This window comes from Nocardia mikamii NBRC 108933, assembly GCF_001613505.1.
In the GTDB taxonomy this organism is placed as follows: Bacteria; Actinomycetota; Actinomycetes; order Mycobacteriales; family Mycobacteriaceae; genus Nocardia; species Nocardia mikamii.
Genome location: NZ_BDCM01000014.1, coordinates 322,015 through 339,282 on the forward strand (window position 1 = coordinate 322,015; position 17,268 = coordinate 339,282).

General features: G+C 68.1%; 14 protein-coding genes. 6 read left to right on the forward strand and 8 right to left on the reverse strand.

The features are described 5' to 3' along the window. Nucleotides 1-103 precede the first annotated feature (103 nt). Nucleotides 104-1,807, reverse strand: a complete 1,704-nt coding sequence (locus NMI01S_RS23040; RefSeq protein WP_084513186.1) for a tetratricopeptide repeat protein — start codon at nucleotides 1,805-1,807, stop codon at nucleotides 104-106. Nucleotides 1,808-2,056: 249 nt separating this feature from the next. Between NMI01S_RS23040 and NMI01S_RS23045 the strand changes: the two genes are divergently transcribed. Further along, the gene (locus tag NMI01S_RS23045; protein ID WP_063000370.1) at nucleotides 2,057-2,827 is read left to right on the forward strand and encodes an SDR family NAD(P)-dependent oxidoreductase; all 771 of its coding nucleotides are present in this window, start codon (nucleotides 2,057-2,059) and stop codon (nucleotides 2,825-2,827) included. A gap of 13 nt (nucleotides 2,828-2,840) precedes the next feature. After that, nucleotides 2,841-3,677 carry an enoyl-CoA hydratase/isomerase family protein gene (locus NMI01S_RS23050; protein WP_063000372.1) on the forward strand — a complete coding sequence of 279 codons (837 nt, stop codon included), beginning with the start codon at nucleotides 2,841-2,843 and terminating at the stop codon, nucleotides 3,675-3,677. 153 nt (nucleotides 3,678-3,830) lie between these two features. Here NMI01S_RS23050 and NMI01S_RS23055 read toward each other — a convergent pair whose 3' ends face one another. The 4 genes from NMI01S_RS23055 to NMI01S_RS23070 all read right to left on the reverse strand — a co-directional run bounded on the left by NMI01S_RS23055 (nucleotide 3,831) and on the right by NMI01S_RS23070 (nucleotide 7,900). After that, nucleotides 3,831-4,829: an acyl-CoA thioesterase gene (locus NMI01S_RS23055; protein ID WP_245717005.1), complete on the reverse strand. Its 999-nt coding sequence runs from the start codon at nucleotides 4,827-4,829 to the stop codon at nucleotides 3,831-3,833. Nucleotides 4,830-5,053: 224 nt separating this feature from the next. After that, a complete protein-coding gene (locus NMI01S_RS23060; protein WP_063000374.1) occupies nucleotides 5,054-6,415 on the reverse strand; it encodes a DUF2252 domain-containing protein in 1,362 nt (453 codons plus the stop codon). Nucleotides 6,416-6,543: 128 nt separating this feature from the next. Continuing rightward, complete coding sequence (locus NMI01S_RS23065) at nucleotides 6,544-7,347, reverse strand: hypothetical protein (RefSeq protein WP_063000376.1); 804 nt, start codon at nucleotides 7,345-7,347, stop codon at nucleotides 6,544-6,546. A gap of 16 nt (nucleotides 7,348-7,363) precedes the next feature. Beyond that, entirely contained in the window at nucleotides 7,364-7,900 is a 537-nt protein-coding gene (locus tag NMI01S_RS23070; RefSeq protein ID WP_063000377.1) for a lipoprotein LpqH, read from the reverse strand. A 305-nt stretch (nucleotides 7,901-8,205) separates the two neighbouring features. Here NMI01S_RS23070 and NMI01S_RS23075 point away from each other — a divergent pair, with 305 nt between their 5' ends. Genes NMI01S_RS23075 through NMI01S_RS23090 form a run of 4 tightly spaced genes read left to right on the forward strand, consistent with a single transcriptional unit; the run spans nucleotide 8,206 to nucleotide 13,419 of the window. Continuing rightward, nucleotides 8,206-9,609: a hypothetical protein gene (locus NMI01S_RS23075; RefSeq protein ID WP_063000379.1), complete on the forward strand. Its 1,404-nt coding sequence runs from the start codon at nucleotides 8,206-8,208 to the stop codon at nucleotides 9,607-9,609. Then, nucleotides 9,609-10,625 (forward strand): hypothetical protein, encoded by a 1,017-nt coding sequence (locus NMI01S_RS23080; protein ID WP_063000381.1) that lies wholly within the window; start codon nucleotides 9,609-9,611, stop codon nucleotides 10,623-10,625. The genes NMI01S_RS23075 and NMI01S_RS23080 overlap by 1 nt, the downstream gene beginning before the upstream one ends. Next, complete coding sequence (locus tag NMI01S_RS23085) at nucleotides 10,625-12,145, forward strand: tetratricopeptide repeat protein (protein ID WP_063000383.1); 1,521 nt, start codon at nucleotides 10,625-10,627, stop codon at nucleotides 12,143-12,145. The genes NMI01S_RS23080 and NMI01S_RS23085 overlap by 1 nt, the downstream gene beginning before the upstream one ends. Continuing rightward, nucleotides 12,142-13,419, forward strand: coding sequence for a CHAT domain-containing protein (locus NMI01S_RS23090; protein WP_063000385.1), 1,278 nt, complete (start codon nucleotides 12,142-12,144; stop codon nucleotides 13,417-13,419). The genes NMI01S_RS23085 and NMI01S_RS23090 overlap by 4 nt, the downstream gene beginning before the upstream one ends. A 156-nt stretch (nucleotides 13,420-13,575) precedes the next feature. Here the strand turns inward: NMI01S_RS23090 and ilvC are convergent, their stop codons facing one another. Genes ilvC through NMI01S_RS23105 form a run of 3 tightly spaced genes read right to left on the reverse strand, consistent with a single transcriptional unit; the run spans nucleotide 13,576 to nucleotide 17,092 of the window. Further along, nucleotides 13,576-14,577, reverse strand: a complete 1,002-nt coding sequence (ilvC, locus tag NMI01S_RS23095) for a ketol-acid reductoisomerase (RefSeq protein WP_174554569.1) — start codon at nucleotides 14,575-14,577, stop codon at nucleotides 13,576-13,578. A gap of 50 nt (nucleotides 14,578-14,627) precedes the next feature. Further along, entirely contained in the window at nucleotides 14,628-15,131 is a 504-nt protein-coding gene (gene ilvN, locus NMI01S_RS23100; RefSeq protein ID WP_036503889.1) for an acetolactate synthase small subunit, read from the reverse strand. After that, the gene (locus NMI01S_RS23105) at nucleotides 15,128-17,092 is read right to left on the reverse strand and encodes an acetolactate synthase large subunit (RefSeq protein ID WP_063000389.1); all 1,965 of its coding nucleotides are present in this window, start codon (nucleotides 17,090-17,092) and stop codon (nucleotides 15,128-15,130) included. Before NMI01S_RS23105 ends, ilvN begins: the two co-directional genes overlap by 4 nt. Nucleotides 17,093-17,268: the final 176 nt, after the last annotated feature.

Consider the following 17,268-nt stretch of genomic DNA (forward strand, 5'->3'; position numbering starts at 1 on the left):
CCTCCCGGGTGCGGAGTGGAATGGCCGGTATCCACCGTAGACCAGGGGGCTGCCGCTCCGGGCTGCTGTTCTGCTCAGGCGATGCCAAACGGAATGGGGCTCGTCACCGCACGGGAGTAGAGCCTGGCTCGCCCGCGGCGGCGGCTCTGCGTCTCCACGTTTCGGCCGCGTCGACACGGCCGGCCATCGCGAGTAGGTAGGCCAGGCCGGACATCGCCGCGGGGTGGCCGGCGTCGGCCGCTCTGCGCCACCAGGTTTCGGCCTCGTCGGTTCGTCCTCGATGCTCGAGGATGCCGCCGAGGAGAAACATCGCTCCGGGATGACCGGACTCGGCGGCGCGGCGGTACCACGTTTCGGCTTCCGTCATACGGCCGGTCTTTTCCATCGCTACGGCCAAGCCGCACATCGCGACGGGGCGTCCCGCCTCGGCGGCTTTGCGGTACCACCACTCGGCCTCCTCGGGCCGGTCCGATTCCATCAGCAGTGCGCCCAGGTTGGTCATCGCAACGGCTTTGCCCGCCTCGGCGGCTTTGCGGTACCACGACTCGGCCACCCCTACCTCGCCAGAGGCTTCGAGTAACGAGCCCAGGTTGAACATCGCGGACACGTTCCCGGCATCAGCGGCCTTTCGATACCAGGTCTCGGCCTCTCCTTGCCTGCCCGCCTGCTGCAATGTGCAGGCCAGATTGAACATCGAGGCCGGATGTCCGGCTTCACCGGCCCGCCGAAACCAGGTTGCGGCGTCCTCCGACCTACCCGCCTCCTCCAATGTGATCGCCAGGTTGAACATCGCCTTGGGGTGCCCGGCGTCGGCGGCCTTGCGCCACCAGATTTCTGCCTCTTGCGTCCGGCCCGAGTCGGCCGCGAGCACGCCCAGGTTGAACATGGCAGCGGCGTGGCCGGCGTCGGCGGCGCGGCGCATCCACAGTTCGGCCGGCTCGACCTTGCCGGCGTCCTCCAGAAGCAACCCCAGGTTGAACATCGCTATGGGCTCGCCGATGTCGGCGGCTCGGCGGTACCAGGCCTCGCCTTCCTCGACCTGTCCCCGCTTCTCCAGCAGAACTCCCAGCGTGGTCATCGCGCCGGTGTGCCCGGCGTCGGCGGCCTTGCGGAACCACTCCTCGGCACATTCCGGACGTTCCGTCGCCTCGAGGAGTAGTGCAAGGTTGTTCATCGCCATCACGTGGCCGAGGTCTGCGGCGCGGCGAAACCACCTCTCGGCATCCGACATCTGCCCGGCATCACGCAACCCCACCCCCAGGTTCGACATGGCGTTGGCGTTCCCGAGGTCGGCGGCGCGGCGAAACCACGCCTCGGCCTCGGACGCCCGACCCGTATCGTCCAGAAGTAGCCCGAGGTTGTTCATCGCACCGGGGTGCTCATTGTCGGCGGCGCATCGGTACAGGGCTTCTGCCTCCTCTACATGCCCCGCGTCTTCAGCCGCGACGGCCCGCGCGAACAGAGCGGCGGCATCGGATGCTGCCGACTCCTCTGCTCCGGCGAGCGCTGTACCCGGAAGTTGCGGGGGCGCCGCCTCCGACCCGTGCACCGCGCGCAGAACGCGCAGGGCCGCTGACGCCAACGCACGATCATCCGACGCACCGGCGTCGCCGAGATCTTCGGCCAGCGACGCCTTCTTGGCTTCGGAATCCGGCTTGCGCTCCAGCGCCGAAACGTCGACGTCCGGATATCTGTCGGCGAGCAACCGCTTCAAATCGCTGTACGCTTCGGTGACCCGTTGTGCCACAACATCTTTAAAGCTCACCGACGCGATCACCGAGACCACGAGTGTAATTACGAAGTTCATGTCGAGTCCTCCCGCCTCACCCCACGATCAGTATTGCCGAGCCCACCGACAACTCCGCGGGCGCGAGTCGCCCGACGTCGGTCTGCCGAAGGTGCCCGGAAACTCGGACGGGGGCCGACAGGGCGAGAACGTGGTCCTGGGCGGCGAGCCCTCTCGTTCGGAACACACCGCGCGACTCGCCTGATAGAACTGACTGCGACCGTTGTCAGTTCTGCTCGGCAGAGCGACACCAGCAGAGAGGCTCATCCCGTGGACCGCGACTCATTCCAGAAACTCTTCGACCTCAGCGGGCGGACCGCGATCGTCACCGGGGGCACTCGGGGTATCGGGCTGGCACTGGCCGAGGGGTTGGCGTGTGCGGGGGCGAATGTTGTTGTGGCCAGTCGGAAGCCGGAGGCTTGTGAGAAGGCGGCGGAGCGGTTGCGGGAGTTGGAGGTCGAGGCTCTCGGGGTGCCGACTCATCTCGGGGAGATCGACGCGTTGCAGGCGTTGGTCGCGAAGACGGTGGAGACGTTCGGCGGGGTCGACATCGTGATCAACAACGCCGCGAATGCGCTGGCCCAGCCGTTGGAAGTCATGCAGAAGGCGGCGGTGGACAAGTCGTTCGCGGTGAATGTGCAGGGGCCGTTGTTCCTGGTGCAGGCGGCGTTGCCGTATCTGCGGGCGAGCAAGCATGCGGCGGTGTTGAATTTCGCGTCGATCGGGGCGTTCGGGTTCTCCGGCGGACTGGCGATGTATTCGGCGGGGAAGGCGGCGTTGCTGTCGTTCACTCGCTCGATGGCCGCCGAATTCGCCGGCGACGGGATTCGCGTCAATGCCATCGCTCCGGGAGCGGTCGATACCGATATGGTGCGCAACAATCCGCAGGAAGTGGTGGACGCGATGGCCGCGGCACCATTGCTGCGGCGGCTCGGTGAGCCGGACGAGCTGGTCGGGCCCGCACTGCTGTTGTGTTCGGACGCAGGCAGTTTCATTACCGGACAGACGTTCGTCATCGACGGTGGCACCGTTCCGCGCTGAGGAGGAGGCAGGCATGTCCGCGCTGAATATCGAATACCGGCCCTCGGGTGTCGTGGTGTTGACCATCGACCGGCCGCACCGGCGCAATGCGCTGGACAATCAGACGGTCGCCGAATTGCATCGGGTGCTCGACGAGATCAACGGGAAGCCGGAGGTGCGGGCGCTGGTCATCACCGGTGCGGGGGCCGGGTTCTCCTCCGGTGCCGATCTGAAGTCGAAGCCCGAAGATTTCACTGCCACCGATGCGAGTCCCACCGCGGCGCTGCTCGGTGCGGTGCAGTCGCCGGTCGCACGGATCTATGCGAGCCAGGAATTGATGGCCTCGGCGTTCGAGAAGATCCATCGGTTGCGGCAGCCGGTGATCGCGGCGGTGCACGGGGCCGCGGTCGGTGGTGGGTTCGCGCTGGCGCTGGCCTGCGATATCCGGTACGCGAGTCGTAGTGCCCGCTTCGGTGCGGTGTTCATCCGGCACGGGATCTCGGCCTGCGATATGGGTACCAGCTATCACCTGCCACGATTGGTGGGTGCGTCCCGGTCGGCTGAATTGCTGCTCACCGGAAGGGTTTTCGACGCCGACGAGGCCGAGCGGATCGGGCTCGTCCTCGAGGTCGTCGACGAGGACGAGCTGCTGGACCGGGCGATCGCCAAGGCCGAGGAGATCGCCGCCCACTCCCCGCTCGCGGTGTGGATGACCAAGGAGACGATGTGGCAGACGGTGGATGCGCCGAGCCTGCGCCACGCTCTCGACATCGAGAACCGGACGCAGGTGATGTGCAGCGCTACCGGAGAGCTCGCGGAATCGTTCGGAGCGTTCCGGGACGGGGACGAGTTCCGTTGGCGCCCATTGTGAATCGGCGGCGACCAGTCACTACGAGCGCCTGAGAGCGAGGTTCTCACCGGCGGTTGGGCGACGTCCGAGGTTTCCGCCATTGTCGCGGAGGTTCGCACGGAAAGTTCAGGATGAGCGACGCCACCGCGGGCTACCGCATCGGCGTTCCCGGACTCAGCAGCGACTCGGCGTGATCCGGAAATGGTTCGGCTCGGCGTCCTCCGGAACCGCATCGGCGGGCGTGAAATCCTCTACCAGCGAACGTAATCCGATCAGGTGGCGGGCGTGGGCGTCCAGGGCGATGTCCTCGTCGGAGGCCGGGATCCACTGCCGGATCGAGCGCGCTTTGGCGTCCGGGTCCAGGGCCACGACCACGGCCAATCCGTGGGCCGCCAGCTCCGGTTCGCCGGAATGCGGGTCGGTGGAGGTGACGTGCACGCTGATGTGCATGCTGCGGGGGCCGGTGTGGATCAGCCGGGCCGTCGCCTCCACGGCGTGGCCGATGACGATCGGGCGGTAGAAGCGGATGCCGCCGAAGTACGAGGTCAGGACGTGCTGGCCGGCCCACTTCGCGCCGCAGACGTAGGCCGCCTCGTCGATCCACTGCATGGTGCGGCCGCCGTGGACCTTGCCGCCCCAGTTGATGTCGGAGGGGGCGGCGAGGAAGCGCAGGGTCGCGCTGGGCGCTGTGCCTTCCGCCGTGTAGCGCTGGGCGGCCATCGCGGCTTCGATTTCCTTGCGGACGGCGATCCTGACCTTCGCCTGCCGGTGCCGCCGCAATTCCAGAGCGGTCGTCGGATGCCATTGCGGCACTTCGACCGTGCGGCGCTCGTCGTCGACGGCGACGAAGATGGTCAGGCATTGGGCGCTCTGGACCGGCTTCACACGGGTCGGGTCGGTCGAATAGACGGTGACCAGGATGTGCATGCTCGTGCGGCCGGTGTGAACCAGGTTGGCGTGCAATTCCACCAACTCGCCGACCTCGATGGGACGGTCGAGGTGGATATTGCCGACATAGGCGGTGACGCAGTAATGACCGCTCCACTGGGCAGCGCCCGCGTAGGCGACCTTGTCGATCCATTCGAGCAGCTTGCCGCCGTCCACCGTGCCGACGATGCCGGCGTCGGCGGGTTTGACCAGGAAGCGGTGGATGACCTCGGCGCGAGATCCGATCGAGTGGGCGGCGGGCGCGGGAGCGGTGAGTGTGTCGGGCACAGCGACAATTCCGTTCGGGGATATGCGGTCGATTCGCTGACACCGTTGTCCTGGAGCACAGTAGAGGCCACATGCCATACGGGCGAGTAACCGGCTTCCCAGGCGAAACACACACCGACGGCCCACGTCGGCCGCGCTGGGACCTCGAACAACCCCCGATCAACACAGCCGGGCGCGCCGTCTCAATACGGATTCGCCGCCGCTCGCACCCGTCCGGAGTCGATGGCGCGCAACAGTTCTCGATGGTCGGCGGCGGTCTGATCGGCATAGGTCAGGGCGAATTGCGTCATCGCCTTGTCGAAGGCCTCTCCCCCGCCGAGGTAGTCGGCGATGGCGATGCGGTCGCCCGAACGGGCGTGGGCGCGGGCGAGGGTGTGGCCGCAGATTCCGGCGTAGTCGCGCAGGGCGGCCTTCGACAGCTGGGTGATGTCGGCGGCGCCCTTCATATCGCGCAGCTGCCGGAAGTAGTAGTTCCGGTCGTACGGGCCCGAGACCCAGCCCAGGAAGATGTCGCTGGAGGTCTGCAGCAGACGCTGGCCGTGGACGACGCGGTGGCCCTGGTGCTGGAAGCGGCTCGGCGCGAGATACGGCTCGAGCACCGACTTCTCGGCTTCCTTCATCTGCAGGAACAGTGGGCCGCCGGTGTCGCGGTCGACGGTCAGGATCACGTAGCAGCGGGTGCCGACGCTGCCCACGCCGACCACCTTGTGCGCGTAGTCGACGATGCGGTAGCGATCGGCCAGCACCCGCCGCTCCTCGGGCAGCGACCGCCGGTAGGCGAGGAACACCTCTTCGACGGTCTGCGCGTCGACGTAATCGACCGGTGTCAGCAGCGGTGGCTGATGCTGGATGCGCAGCGCTCCTTCGGCGTCGGTGTAGGTGAGTTTGCGCAGCGCGCCGAGGCTGGTGCGTTTGCGGGCCGCCTCGAAGGTGCGGTCCACGCCCTCGCGAAACTTGGGGCGGCTCACCATATTCGCCACCGTGTCCTCGTCCACCTGCTCGTACCAGACGTCGAGGGAGTCCATGCCGGCCAGACGCCGCATACATTCCCGGTAGGCCGTGGCGGCGGTCCGGGCGGACGCGGTGGCCTCCTCGTCGGTGTAGCCCTTCTCCCTGGCCGCCACGGCCACACTCGCCACCAGCCGCTTGACGTCCCATTCGAACGGGCCGGACAGGGTTTCGTCGAAATCGTTGAGATCGAACACCAGCGACCGTTCCGCTGAGGCGAAGATGCCGAAATTCGACAGGTGCGCGTCCCCGCACAACTGAACGGTCAACCCGGTGTGCGGGATCGTGGCGAGGTCGGCCGCCATGATCGCGGGAGCGCCGCGCAGGAACGGGAACTGCCCCGCCGCCATTCGGGCATAGCGAATCGGGACCAGGTCGGGCAGCCGGGTCTCGGCCTGCCGCTCCAGAATCGCGATGGGATCGCGATCGGCGGCGGGGCGGAATTCGCCGAGCGACGAGCGGGGGACGGCGGCGCGCACCGCACGCCCCGTGGAGAGGGGTTCGCCGGGAACGGGGTCGGCCACTGTTTTCGTCATGCCCCAAGTTTTGCCCCGGCACACGTATGCGGCAACCATCTGGCGAACAACGTGATCCGCTTGCCGCCGACACGACAGTGCCGCCCTTCGCAGCGCAGGTCCTGCGAAGAGCGGCATACCGGTGTCGTTCATGCGTTGAGCGGGATCGCGATGACCACCTCCTGCTCGTTCTCCGGAAGGTAGTGCACCTGCACGATCCGTCCGACCTGCACGTTCGAGACGCTGGCCGGTGGGAGGAACTTCTCCGCGTGAGTGCTGAAGGTGCTGCCGTCGGGCCGGGTGATCGCGAGTCGGAGATCGATCTTCGCGTAGCCGTTGCGGATTTCACCGGGCACCGACAGCGACTGCACCACCGCCTGCGCGGCCACGCCACGGCCGGCGATGTCGATCTTGGCCCGCGTGGTCACTCCCTTGCGAATCAACGATTCGTTCATCGCCTGCTGCGCCGACGCGCTGTCGCCGGACCGATCGACCTCCACCTTGTCGGTCCGTCCGGGCACGTAGCGCACCGGAAGGACGACGCCGGGGCGCAGCAGGGCCAGTTCGGCGAGGGGCACGATCATCTTGGCGCTCGAATCGAAGACCTCGCCGTGGGCGCCCTCGACACTGAACTCGATGCGCAGCTGCGGCTGATCGTTGACGGTGAGCCCGGTTTCGCGAGCCGACTTGACGGTCCCGAGACCGAGCAGGCCGTTGCGGAACTCCGCGCTGTTGCGGCCGGTGAGCGCCGACAGCACGCCCTCACCGGTGAACGCGAACACCATCACCACCGTGGTGAGCGCGATGATCGGCAGTGCGAGAAAACCGTTGAGCCAGGCCACGAAACCGGGCTCCCATGGGCTGTCCGCCCGATAGGTGAAGCCGTGCCAGAGGTAGGCGCCGACCGCGAGGGCGGCGAAGGCGACGGCCCCGGTACGTACTGTGGTGCGCATGACGGTTGCTCCCGGCTCAGCCGTTGACGATGGTGGGGCAGGCGAAGGTGATCTCGAACTTCGCGGTGGCGGGGCCGGCCATCGGGTTGGTCATATCCGGGGCGGCGACACCCTCCCCGGTGACCTTGTAGGTCTTGCCGTCCTTGGTCACGGTGGCCGAGCCGCCGGGCTGGCCGTTGCCGAAGCCGACGGCATACGGCATACCGGAGGCGCCGCCCTTGCTACCGCCGATGGCGACCGCCTGCACGGTGCCCCCCTGTGCGGTGAGGGTGGCGCTGACGCTCAGCTGTCCGTAGGTGGGGTTGGCGGTATCGGTCAAGGCCAGCGCGAGGGTGCCGCCGCGCTGGGCGCAGGTGGTGTCGAAGTTCGCGCTCAGCGCCTTGCCGTCCACGAGGGCCGCCGACTTACCGCCCGACGGGGCCTGGGTCGCCGGTGCCTCGGTGGTCGATGCCGGGGCGGCGGTGCCGGAGTCGTCGCCGCAGGCGCCGAGGGCCAGGGTCAGGCCGGCGGCGGCGAGGGTGGCGGCGGCGATCCGGATCTGCTTGGTGCGCATGGTGTTCGTTCCTTCGTTCTCGGTGAGTCCGGCCCTGTGATCGGGCCGTTGTTCACAAGGTAGGAACGGTTCATCGCCTACCGATCCCAGGTTTTCGGGCGCCGGCGCGGCGGCATTCGGGCGCAGGCCGCGGTGGTGGCGTTCGGGCCCAGGCCGCGGTGGTGGCATCGAGCCCCGGCCACGGTGGTGGTATTCGAGCCCCGGCCATGGTGGTGGTATTCGAGCCCCGGCCACGGTGGCGGTATTCGAGCCCGGCCACGGGGGCGGCAGTCGGTTAATCTGACCGAATGCGACGACCGCGCGCCATGGTGCTCGACGAGGTGTGGCGCGGTATCGAGGGCGTCGAGGCGCTCAGCGGCGCCCAAGGCGGACCGTTGCGCCGCACCGTGAAACTGATCCTCGACCCCCTGGTGATCCGGCCTGTCCAGCATCCCGCCTGCGCGGGGCCGATACTCACCGCGGACGGCGCCACGCTGCTCGCGGCCCGCGTCCATGCCGCCGCCGACGTCCTGCGGGCGACCGCGGCGTGGTTCACCCTCCTCAAACAGGTCCGACGGGCACTGCGCATCACCGACGGCAATCCGCAGGACCTGTATTTCCAGCGCTGTTTCGAACTCGCGACGGTGTCCGGAGCACCGGACCCGGTACGCGACCGGCCCACCGCCACAGCCACATTGCACGACATCCATCACCTCGCGGCCGGGCGCACCACGCAGGCGTTGAAGGACCATCTCACCGATCGCTCCACGGCCGGCGAACTCGCGGCGCTGATCGATACCGCGTGGCGCCGGCGACCGCAACGCGCGCCCGCGATCGCCGGCCACACCACCGCCCTCGCCGCACTACTCGATTCATGCGCCACCGGCCGAGCCGGTGACGCCGCCCGGGAACTGCGCACCCTGATCACGGAGCGCGCCGGAACTCATTCGGGAATTATGCTGTGGCACAACACTTCCGCGGATTCAGCACAGGAGCTGGGCCTGACTGTGCACCCCCTGCCGGTCGCTCCCGCACTCGGCGCCGGGGCATCGACCGCGACGCTGGCACTGCCGTTCGACCGCACCATCTACGAACGCGTCTTCACGGTGTTGCAGGCGTCCACCGAGCGCTCGGACCTGCCCACGATCCCCGAATTGGTGACCGAGGAGATCGCCCGCAGTTGCGCGCCGTGGGCGCTGCTCGACGAATCGATGCGGGTGACAGCGGCAGCGGGAGCGGAACTGGCACGGGGTCTCGCACCGGTCGCCGGATCCGGTCGGTCGCCCGCGAGCGAACCGGTGACCTCGAGCCACGGCGACTGCGTCCGTGAGATGAAAAGTTCCGCACACCAAGGTAGTTCCGTTCCGCACCGCAGCACCGCCGCGCATCGGGCGATCAACGGGAGGTGGCGGCGCGAGGCCTATGTACTGCAGGCACGCCGGCTCGCCGTGCACGACACCGGGGAGCCGTCCGATCCACTCGCCATGATCGCGGCCGAGCTTCGCCGACCCTGGCGTTCGTATCTGCGGCGGCTGTGGGTTCGCCTGCACGGGCGCGATGTTCGCGGCGCGTCCATATCGCCGACCGCGCCGGAGACAGCCGAGCTGTGGGATCTGCTCGACGGGGTCGCCCGCTCGGTCATCCTCGATCACCGAGCCCGGGTGCGGAAGGCACTGACCGCCAATTCCTTTGCGACAATGGCCGATTCGCTGGAATCGAGGGCCGGGTGATGCCCGAGACCGTATTCCTGCACCGTGACGACGAGACCGTGATCGTCGCACCGGCCGGTGCTCCCACCGTTCACGACGCGATGCCCGGACTCGATACGCTGGTTCTCGAGGTGATCGGCGGTCACCTGTCGTGGGGTTTGCTGTCCGAGCGGACAGCTCCGGCGGCGGTGCTGCACGATCCGGACACCGCACAGCAGTGGCTGTGGGCCGTGTACGGCGAACCTGTCGCGCTCGCTGTCACCGACGGGCGGTCGGGAGAGCTGTTCGCGACGCCCGCGCGTCCCGAATTGACCGACGCGGCACGGCAACTCGGCTATGCGCACTGGGCCGCGCACTGGTGGCCCGCCTCCACCATCGACGGCATTCCCGCGCTCGATCCGGAGGTGCTCGGCAGCGATATCGCGTCGCTCACCGAAGTCTGCGAATCGATCGTCGACGGGGCCGATGCACAACCGTCGCCGGTGGGTCCCCCGTTCGATGTGGCGGAGGCGCGCCGGCGGGACTATGCCTTGGCGGCCGGTCCCGCCGACGCCGGGCGCACCGGATTGGTGCTGGCCACGGGCACGTCGGGCTGGGACTGGCGCCGGTGTCCTCCGGGCGTGGTGGATGCCTCGGAGTTCGCCGTTTCGTGGCGGCTCACCCGAGAGTCCGGGAGCACGTCGGTCGAGGTGCGCGCGGCGGCGGCTCCGCATCTCGATGCCGGTCTGCCGGTGTATCTGTGGCCGCACGCTCGTGTCGTGACCGACTCCGTACCAACGCATCTCGCGCTGCAGCCCGGCGGCGATACCTGGGTCGGTGCGGCGCTGATCGACGCCGACAATGTTGTGCGCGTGGATATCTACGTGCCCGGGGTGGGGCCGGTTCTGGACGAGACATCGGCATCGGAGAACACTTACGGGCCGAGGCAACGGCAGCGGATCAGGGAATTCGTGATCGACCGATTGCGGTCGCCCCAGCCGGCCATGCCGCTGCTCGAGGCCGAGAGCGCGGCTGCCGCATCGGATACGGACTTCTGATGGCCGACGCCGTTCCTCCCGGCCTCGAACTGCTCCACGAGGGCGCCGCGGCCCACGCTCGCGGCGACGTCACCGAGGCACTGCGGATATTCGAGCATGCCGCGCACACCACCACCGGAGGCGTGCGGGTCAGCGCCCTGATCAATGCGGCGAGTATGCGCGACGAACTCGGCGATCACACCGGCGCGATCACCGGATTCCGCGCCGCGCTCACCGAAATACCCGACGACGCAACCGCAAAGCGCGCATCCACACTCGTCAACTATTCGCAGGCACTACAACACGTGGGCGATCTCGACGCCGCGCAGACGGCGCTGGAGCAGGCGCGTGATCTTCTCGCCGGCCACAGCGAGTTGTCGACATTGCGGGTGTCGTGCCTGATCTCGCTGACCGCCGTCGCAATGCATCGCAGCCAGTGGGCGCGGGCCATCGAGCTGGCCACCGAATCATTGGAGTTCACCACGCGATTCGCGCCGCCGTTGCGCGGCCACCCGCTCGCCAATCTCGCTGCCGCCCACTTCGAGTCCGGGCGTGGTGAGCTCGGACTCGACTTCGGCCATCAGGCCCTGACCGCATTCGAGGCAGCGGGCGACGGGAACGGCGCGGCCGAATCCCAGCAGACGCTCGCGATGATGTACGCCCGGTTGGGCCGTCCCGACGAGGCCGAGCCGTATCTGCGTGCCAGCCAGCAGTATTTCGCCCAGGCCGGTCTCGGCTACCGCGCCGGGCTCGGGCTACAGCTGACGGCATATCTCGGCGAACGACACGGCGACCTCGACCACGTCGAACAGCTGTATCGCCGCGCGCTGACGTCTTTCGAGGAATCCGGTGCGGCGCTCGAATCGGCCGGAGTTCGAATCCGTTTGGCGACACTGGATTTCGTACACGGCCGCGTCGGGGACGGGCAAGCACAGCTGGCGGCCGCCTACGAGATCTATGCGGCGCGCGGTCTCGGCCTGCAGTGCGCGCGGGTCGACTATTGGCATGCCGCGCTGTGGGAGTCGGTCATCGCCGACATGGTCGCGCCGCCGCCCGCGGAGGTACTCGCCCTGGCTCGGGATCTGGCCGTCACCTCCGCCCTGGCCATCGATGCGGTGCGCTACAGCTTCACCAACGGGACCCAGCGTGAACAGTGGAACCGCGAGATCGCCACACCCGCCGTGCGGCTGGCGTTCCGCTTCGCCCACGTGTGCGGTAACGTCGGCCTGATCGCCGATCTTGTCGAGACTGTGTGTGCTGGAACAGCTTTCGACACCGATGCGGCAATCGGAAGTGAACCGCCGCGGCTTCCGTTCGACCCGGTACCGACACCCGACGCCGCTCTCGACATTCCCGACGCCGGTTCCCTGCAACTCGGGTCGGCGCTGGCCCAGGTCGCCGCGGCGGCCGGACTGCCCGTCGCCCCGCCGCCGCGGCTGTCGGTGTCCCCGGACGGCCACATCGCCTTGGATGCGTACATCACCGCCGCCGAACAACGCTACGGCCGGACCGTCCGGGAGGATCGGGTGCTGGCGGTATGAGCGAGACGGCACCCGGCGCACAACCGACGGTGATCGTGCGCATGGCCGACGCGGGCGACCTGTACATGTCGTGGCGCTGGGTCGGGGATACCGCGAGCCCCGGCGTGGCCGCGCTGCCCGGCGCCGACATCGACGCCGTGGTGCGGCGGCTCGCGGCGGCACTGCCCGACCCCACCCGTCCGGGCGGTCTCGAAACAGCGCTCACCACAGGGGATTTCGCCGCGCGCGAATCGGAATACGCACTGGCGCAGGCACTCAGCCGCGCACTGCTCCCCCAGGCCCTAGCGGTCCAACTGCACGACCTGCTCGTACGCGGTGTCCGTCCGCATATCCGGTTACAGCCGTCGCCGCGAGTCGCGCAGGTGCCGTGGGAGATCATCGCCCCCGATCCGGACCTGCGGCTGATCGATATCGCGGATCTCAGTCTGCTCGCACCGGCGAGCATCGTCCACGCGCCCGGCCGCACCGCGCGCAGGTGGGCCGACGACCGCGAGCTGCCGGTGGTCGCGGTGCTCGATCCGCGCGTGCCCGGATTCCGGGCCGATTCGGAACTCGGATCGGTGCTCGGGCGGATGAGCTCCAGCTCGCCACTTACCGAGAGAGTATCCGAATACATTGCGCAGCAGCGGCTTCGACCGCTCGTAGACGATCCGCTACACGCATTCCGGCGCACCGATCTAGATAGGTCCCGCCTGGGCACGCTGCTACGGGACGGGGCCGCCCGGCTGGTCTACGTCGGCCACGTCACCGCCGAACGCCCGGAATCCGGTCTGAGCGAGAACGCCGAACTGCACCTCGCCTGCACCGCCGACACCACCGGTTTCGCCCGGCCGCTACGCACCCATCGCCCGCTGTCGGCCAAGGATCTACTGCTGGGCACCCACACCTTGGAGCCCGAACCCGTTGCCGGACCGCAACTCTGGCCGATCCCGAGCCGAGTCGCGCTCATCGCCTGCGAAAGCGGAGGCGATCTGCGCTTCACCGAAGCGCTGGGGTTGGTGGCGGCGATGATCCACGGCGGCGCCGAACTGGTCACCGCCACCCGCTGGCCACTACCCACCGATCTGGCATTCCAGCGATTCGCCGGCGCCACCGACGCGGCGCCGCTGCAAGAGGTAATCTGCGCGGTCGACGAAGGGCACGAAATGACCGATCCCGTTGCCGCCCTGGCGAAGTGGCAAAGGGGGCGGCTTGCCGTCTGGCGGGAGACGGGTGCTGTGGCGGATTCACCGGTCTTGTGGGCGGCCTTGGCCACCATCGACGCCGGGAGCTGAGCGGGCAGTACGACGAACCGCGCCGGAACTGGCGATGCGGCGCCGCCGTAGAACGTCACCCACGCACCGGCCGATTGCACCGCGGGCAGAGCACCGCACAGACGCAACGACCCGCCGGACAAGAGTGCCCGGCGGGTCGTTCCGCAGCGTGAAACCTTACGCGGTTTCGGTGATCGGCCGGTCGACCCAGCTCATCAGGTCGCGCAGCTTCTTGCCGGTGACCTCGATGGGGTGCTCGGCGTTCTGCTTGCGCAGGCCCTCGAGCTCCTTGTTGCCGCCCTCGACGTTGGCGACCAGGCGCTTGACGAAGGTGCCGTCCTGGATGTCGCGAAGGATTGCGCGCATCCGTTCTTTGGTGTCGGCGTCGATGACCCGCGGGCCCGACAGGTAACCACCGAACTCGGCGGTGTCGGAGACCGAGTAGTTCATGCGGGCGATGCCGCCCTCGTACATCAGGTCGACGATCAGCTTCAGCTCGTGCAGCACCTCGAAGTAGGCCATCTCCGGCGCGTAGCCGGCCTCGACCATGACCTCGAAACCGGTCTTGACCAGCTCTTCGGTACCACCGCAGAGGACGGCCTGCTCACCGAACAGGTCGGTCTCGGTCTCCTCCTTGAAGGTGGTCTTGATGACGCCGGCGCGGGTGCCGCCGATGCCCTTGGCGTAGGACAGCGCCAGGGCCTGGCCCTCACCCTTCGGGTCCTGGTCGATGGCGATCAGGGCCGGGACGCCCTTGCCGTCGACGAACTGGCGGCGCACCAGGTGGCCGGGGCCCTTGGGGGCGACCATGCCGATGGTGACGTTGGCCGGAGCCTTGATCAGGCCGAAGTGGATGTTCAGGCCGTGGCCGAAGAACAGGGCGTCGCCGTCCTTCAGGTTCGGCTCGATGTCCTCGGTGAAGATCTTCGCCTGCGCGGTGTCGGGGGCGAGCAGCATGATGACGTCCGCCCACTCCGAGACCTCGGCGGGAGTGCCGACGGTCAGGCCGGCCTCTTCGGCCTTGGCCCGCGACTTGGAGCCTTCCTTGAGGCCGATGCGCACCTCGACGCCGGAGTCACGCAGGCTCAGCGAGTGTGCGTGGCCCTGGGAGCCGTAGCCGATCACGGCGACCTTGCGGCCCTGGATGATCGACAGATCGGCGTCGTCGTCGTAGAACATCTCGACTGCCACTGTGGTTGTGTCCCTTCGTTGATTCTTCTGAATAAGTGTTAGCGGGTCGCGGTGATGGACTTCGGCCCGCGGCCGACGGCCACCACGCCGGACTGCACGATCTCACGGATGCCGTACGGTTCCAGCATCCGCAGCAGCGCCTCGAGCTTGGACCGGGTGCCGGTCGCCTCGATGGTCAGCGCGTCGGGCGACACGTCGATGACCTTAGCCCGGAACAGGTTGGCCGATTCGATCACCTGGGTGCGCACGCTGGCGTCGGCGCGCACCTTCACCAGGATCAGCTCGCGGGCCACCGAGGCGTCGGCGTCCTGCTCCACGATCTTGATGACGTTCACCAGCTTGTTGAGCTGCTTGGTCACCTGCTCCAGCGGCAGATCCTCCACGGTGACGACGATGGTCATCCGCGAGATCTCCGGAACTTCGGTGCCACCCACGGCCAGGGATTCGATGTTGAATCCACGCCGGGAGAACAGACTCGCCACCCGGGCCAGCACGCCGGGTTTGTCCTCCACCAGCACGCTGAGGGTATGGGTCGTGCTCACAGGTTGGTCTCCTTCTGCGAGGCCCGTTCGTGCGCCGACAGGGTCGCCTTGTCGTGGGACATGGCCTCATGGATGACGGCGGGCTCGGCGGCCTGCTCGTCCTCGTCGAACAGCGGGCGGATGCCGCGGGCGGCCATGATCTCGTCGTTGGAGGTGCCGGCGGCGACCATCGGCCACACCTGCGCGTCCTTGCCGACGATGAAGTCGATCACCACGGGGCGGTCGTTGATCGACTGCGCCTCGCGGATGGCGGCCTCGACGTCCTCCTCCTTCTCCACCCGGATGCCGTGGCAGCCCAGCGCTTCGGCGAGCTTCACGAAATCGGGGATGCGCAGAGTGTGGGTGCCCAGGTCGGTGTTGGAATAGCGCTTCTCGTAGAACAGGGTCTGCCACTGCCGGACCATGCCCAGGTTGCCGTTGTTGATCAGCGCGACCTTGATCGGCACGCCCTCGACGGCACAGGTCGCGAGCTCCTGGTTGGTCATCTGGAAGCAGCCGTCACCGTCGACCGCCCACACCTCTTTGTCCGGCGCGCCCATCTTGGCGCCCATCGCCGCGGGCACGGCGTAGCCCATGGTGCCCAGGCCACCGGAGTTGAGCCAGGTGCGCGGCTTCTCGTACTTGACGAACTGCGCGGCCCACATCTGGTGCTGGCCGACGCCGGCGACGTAGATCGCATCCGGTCCGGCGAGGCGGCCCAGGGTCTCGATGACGTACTCCGGCGAGAGCGAGCCGTCGGAGGTCGGGCCGTAGCCGAGCGGGTACTGCTTGCGCACACCGTCGAGGTAGGTCCACCAGGACGCCAGATCCAGCAGCGGAGCCTCGGCATTGGTGAAGGCCGGATCGGACTTGAGGGTCTCGATCAGTTCGGTGATGACCTCACGGCAGTCACCCACGATCGGCACATCGGCGTGGCGGTTCTTGCCGATCTCGGCCGGGTCGATATCGGCGTGGATCACCTTCGCGTGCGGGGCGAAGGAATCCAGCTGGCCGGTGACGCGGTCGTCGAAACGGGCGCCGAGGGTGATCAGCAGGTCCGACTTCTGCAGGGCCGCAACGGCTCCCACGGTGCCGTGCATACCGGGCATACCCATGTTGAGGGTGTGGCTGTCGGGAAACGCGCCGCGCGCCATCAGGGTGGTGACCACCGGGATGCCGGTCAGCTCGGCCAGTTCCAGCAGCTCCGGCGAGGCGTCGGCCTTGATCACGCCGCCGCCGACGTAGAGCACGGGAGCCTTGGCCTCGGCGATCATCCGGGCCGCCTCGCGCACCTGCTTGCCGTGCGGCTTGGTCACCGGGCGATAGCCGGGCAGCCGCATCTCCGGCGGCCAGCTGAAGGTGGTCTGCGCCTGCAGCACATCCTTCGGGATGTCGACCAGCACCGCGCCCGGACGGCCCGACGATGCCAGGTGGAATGCCTCGGCGATGATGCGCGGAATGTCGATGGCGTCGTTGACCAGGAAGTTGTGCTTGGTGCACGCCATGGTGATGCCGGAGATGTCGGCTTCCTGGAAGGCGTCGGTACCGATCAGGCCGCGGCCGACCTGGCCGGTGATCGCCACCAGTGGCACCGAATCCATCTGCGCGTCCGCGATCGGGGTCACCAGGTTGGTCGCACCCGGACCGGATGTGGCCATACACACACCGACCTTGCCGGTGGCCTGGGCGTAACCGGTCGCCGCGTGTCCGGCGCCCTGCTCGTGCCGGACCAGGACGTGGCGCACGCGCGTGGAGTCGAAGAGCGGGTCGTAGACGGGGAGAATCGCACCACCCGGAATGCCGAATACCGTGTCGACGCCGAGCTCCTCGAGGGAGCGGACGACGGACTGGGCGCCGGTCACCTTCTCGGGCGGGACCTGGCGGCGGTTTCCGGTCGCGGCGGCAGCCGCAGGGGTCGGCTGGGAGGCCGAGGGCGCTGGCCTGCGAGCCGAGGGCCCGGGCCGTGCAGTTGGTGCGCTCACCGTCTTTTTCCTTACTGCTTGTCGTTCACCGCTTCGCTCTCACGCGGCGCCTACGCGGCGCTCGAGCGAACATCGAAGCCGTGAACACAACTTGTCCGAACACAAAAAAGCCCCCGTCAGCCGATGGCTGAGCGAGGGTGGCGCGTCGCAGTTGCGAGCTGACGTAGTCGACCTCG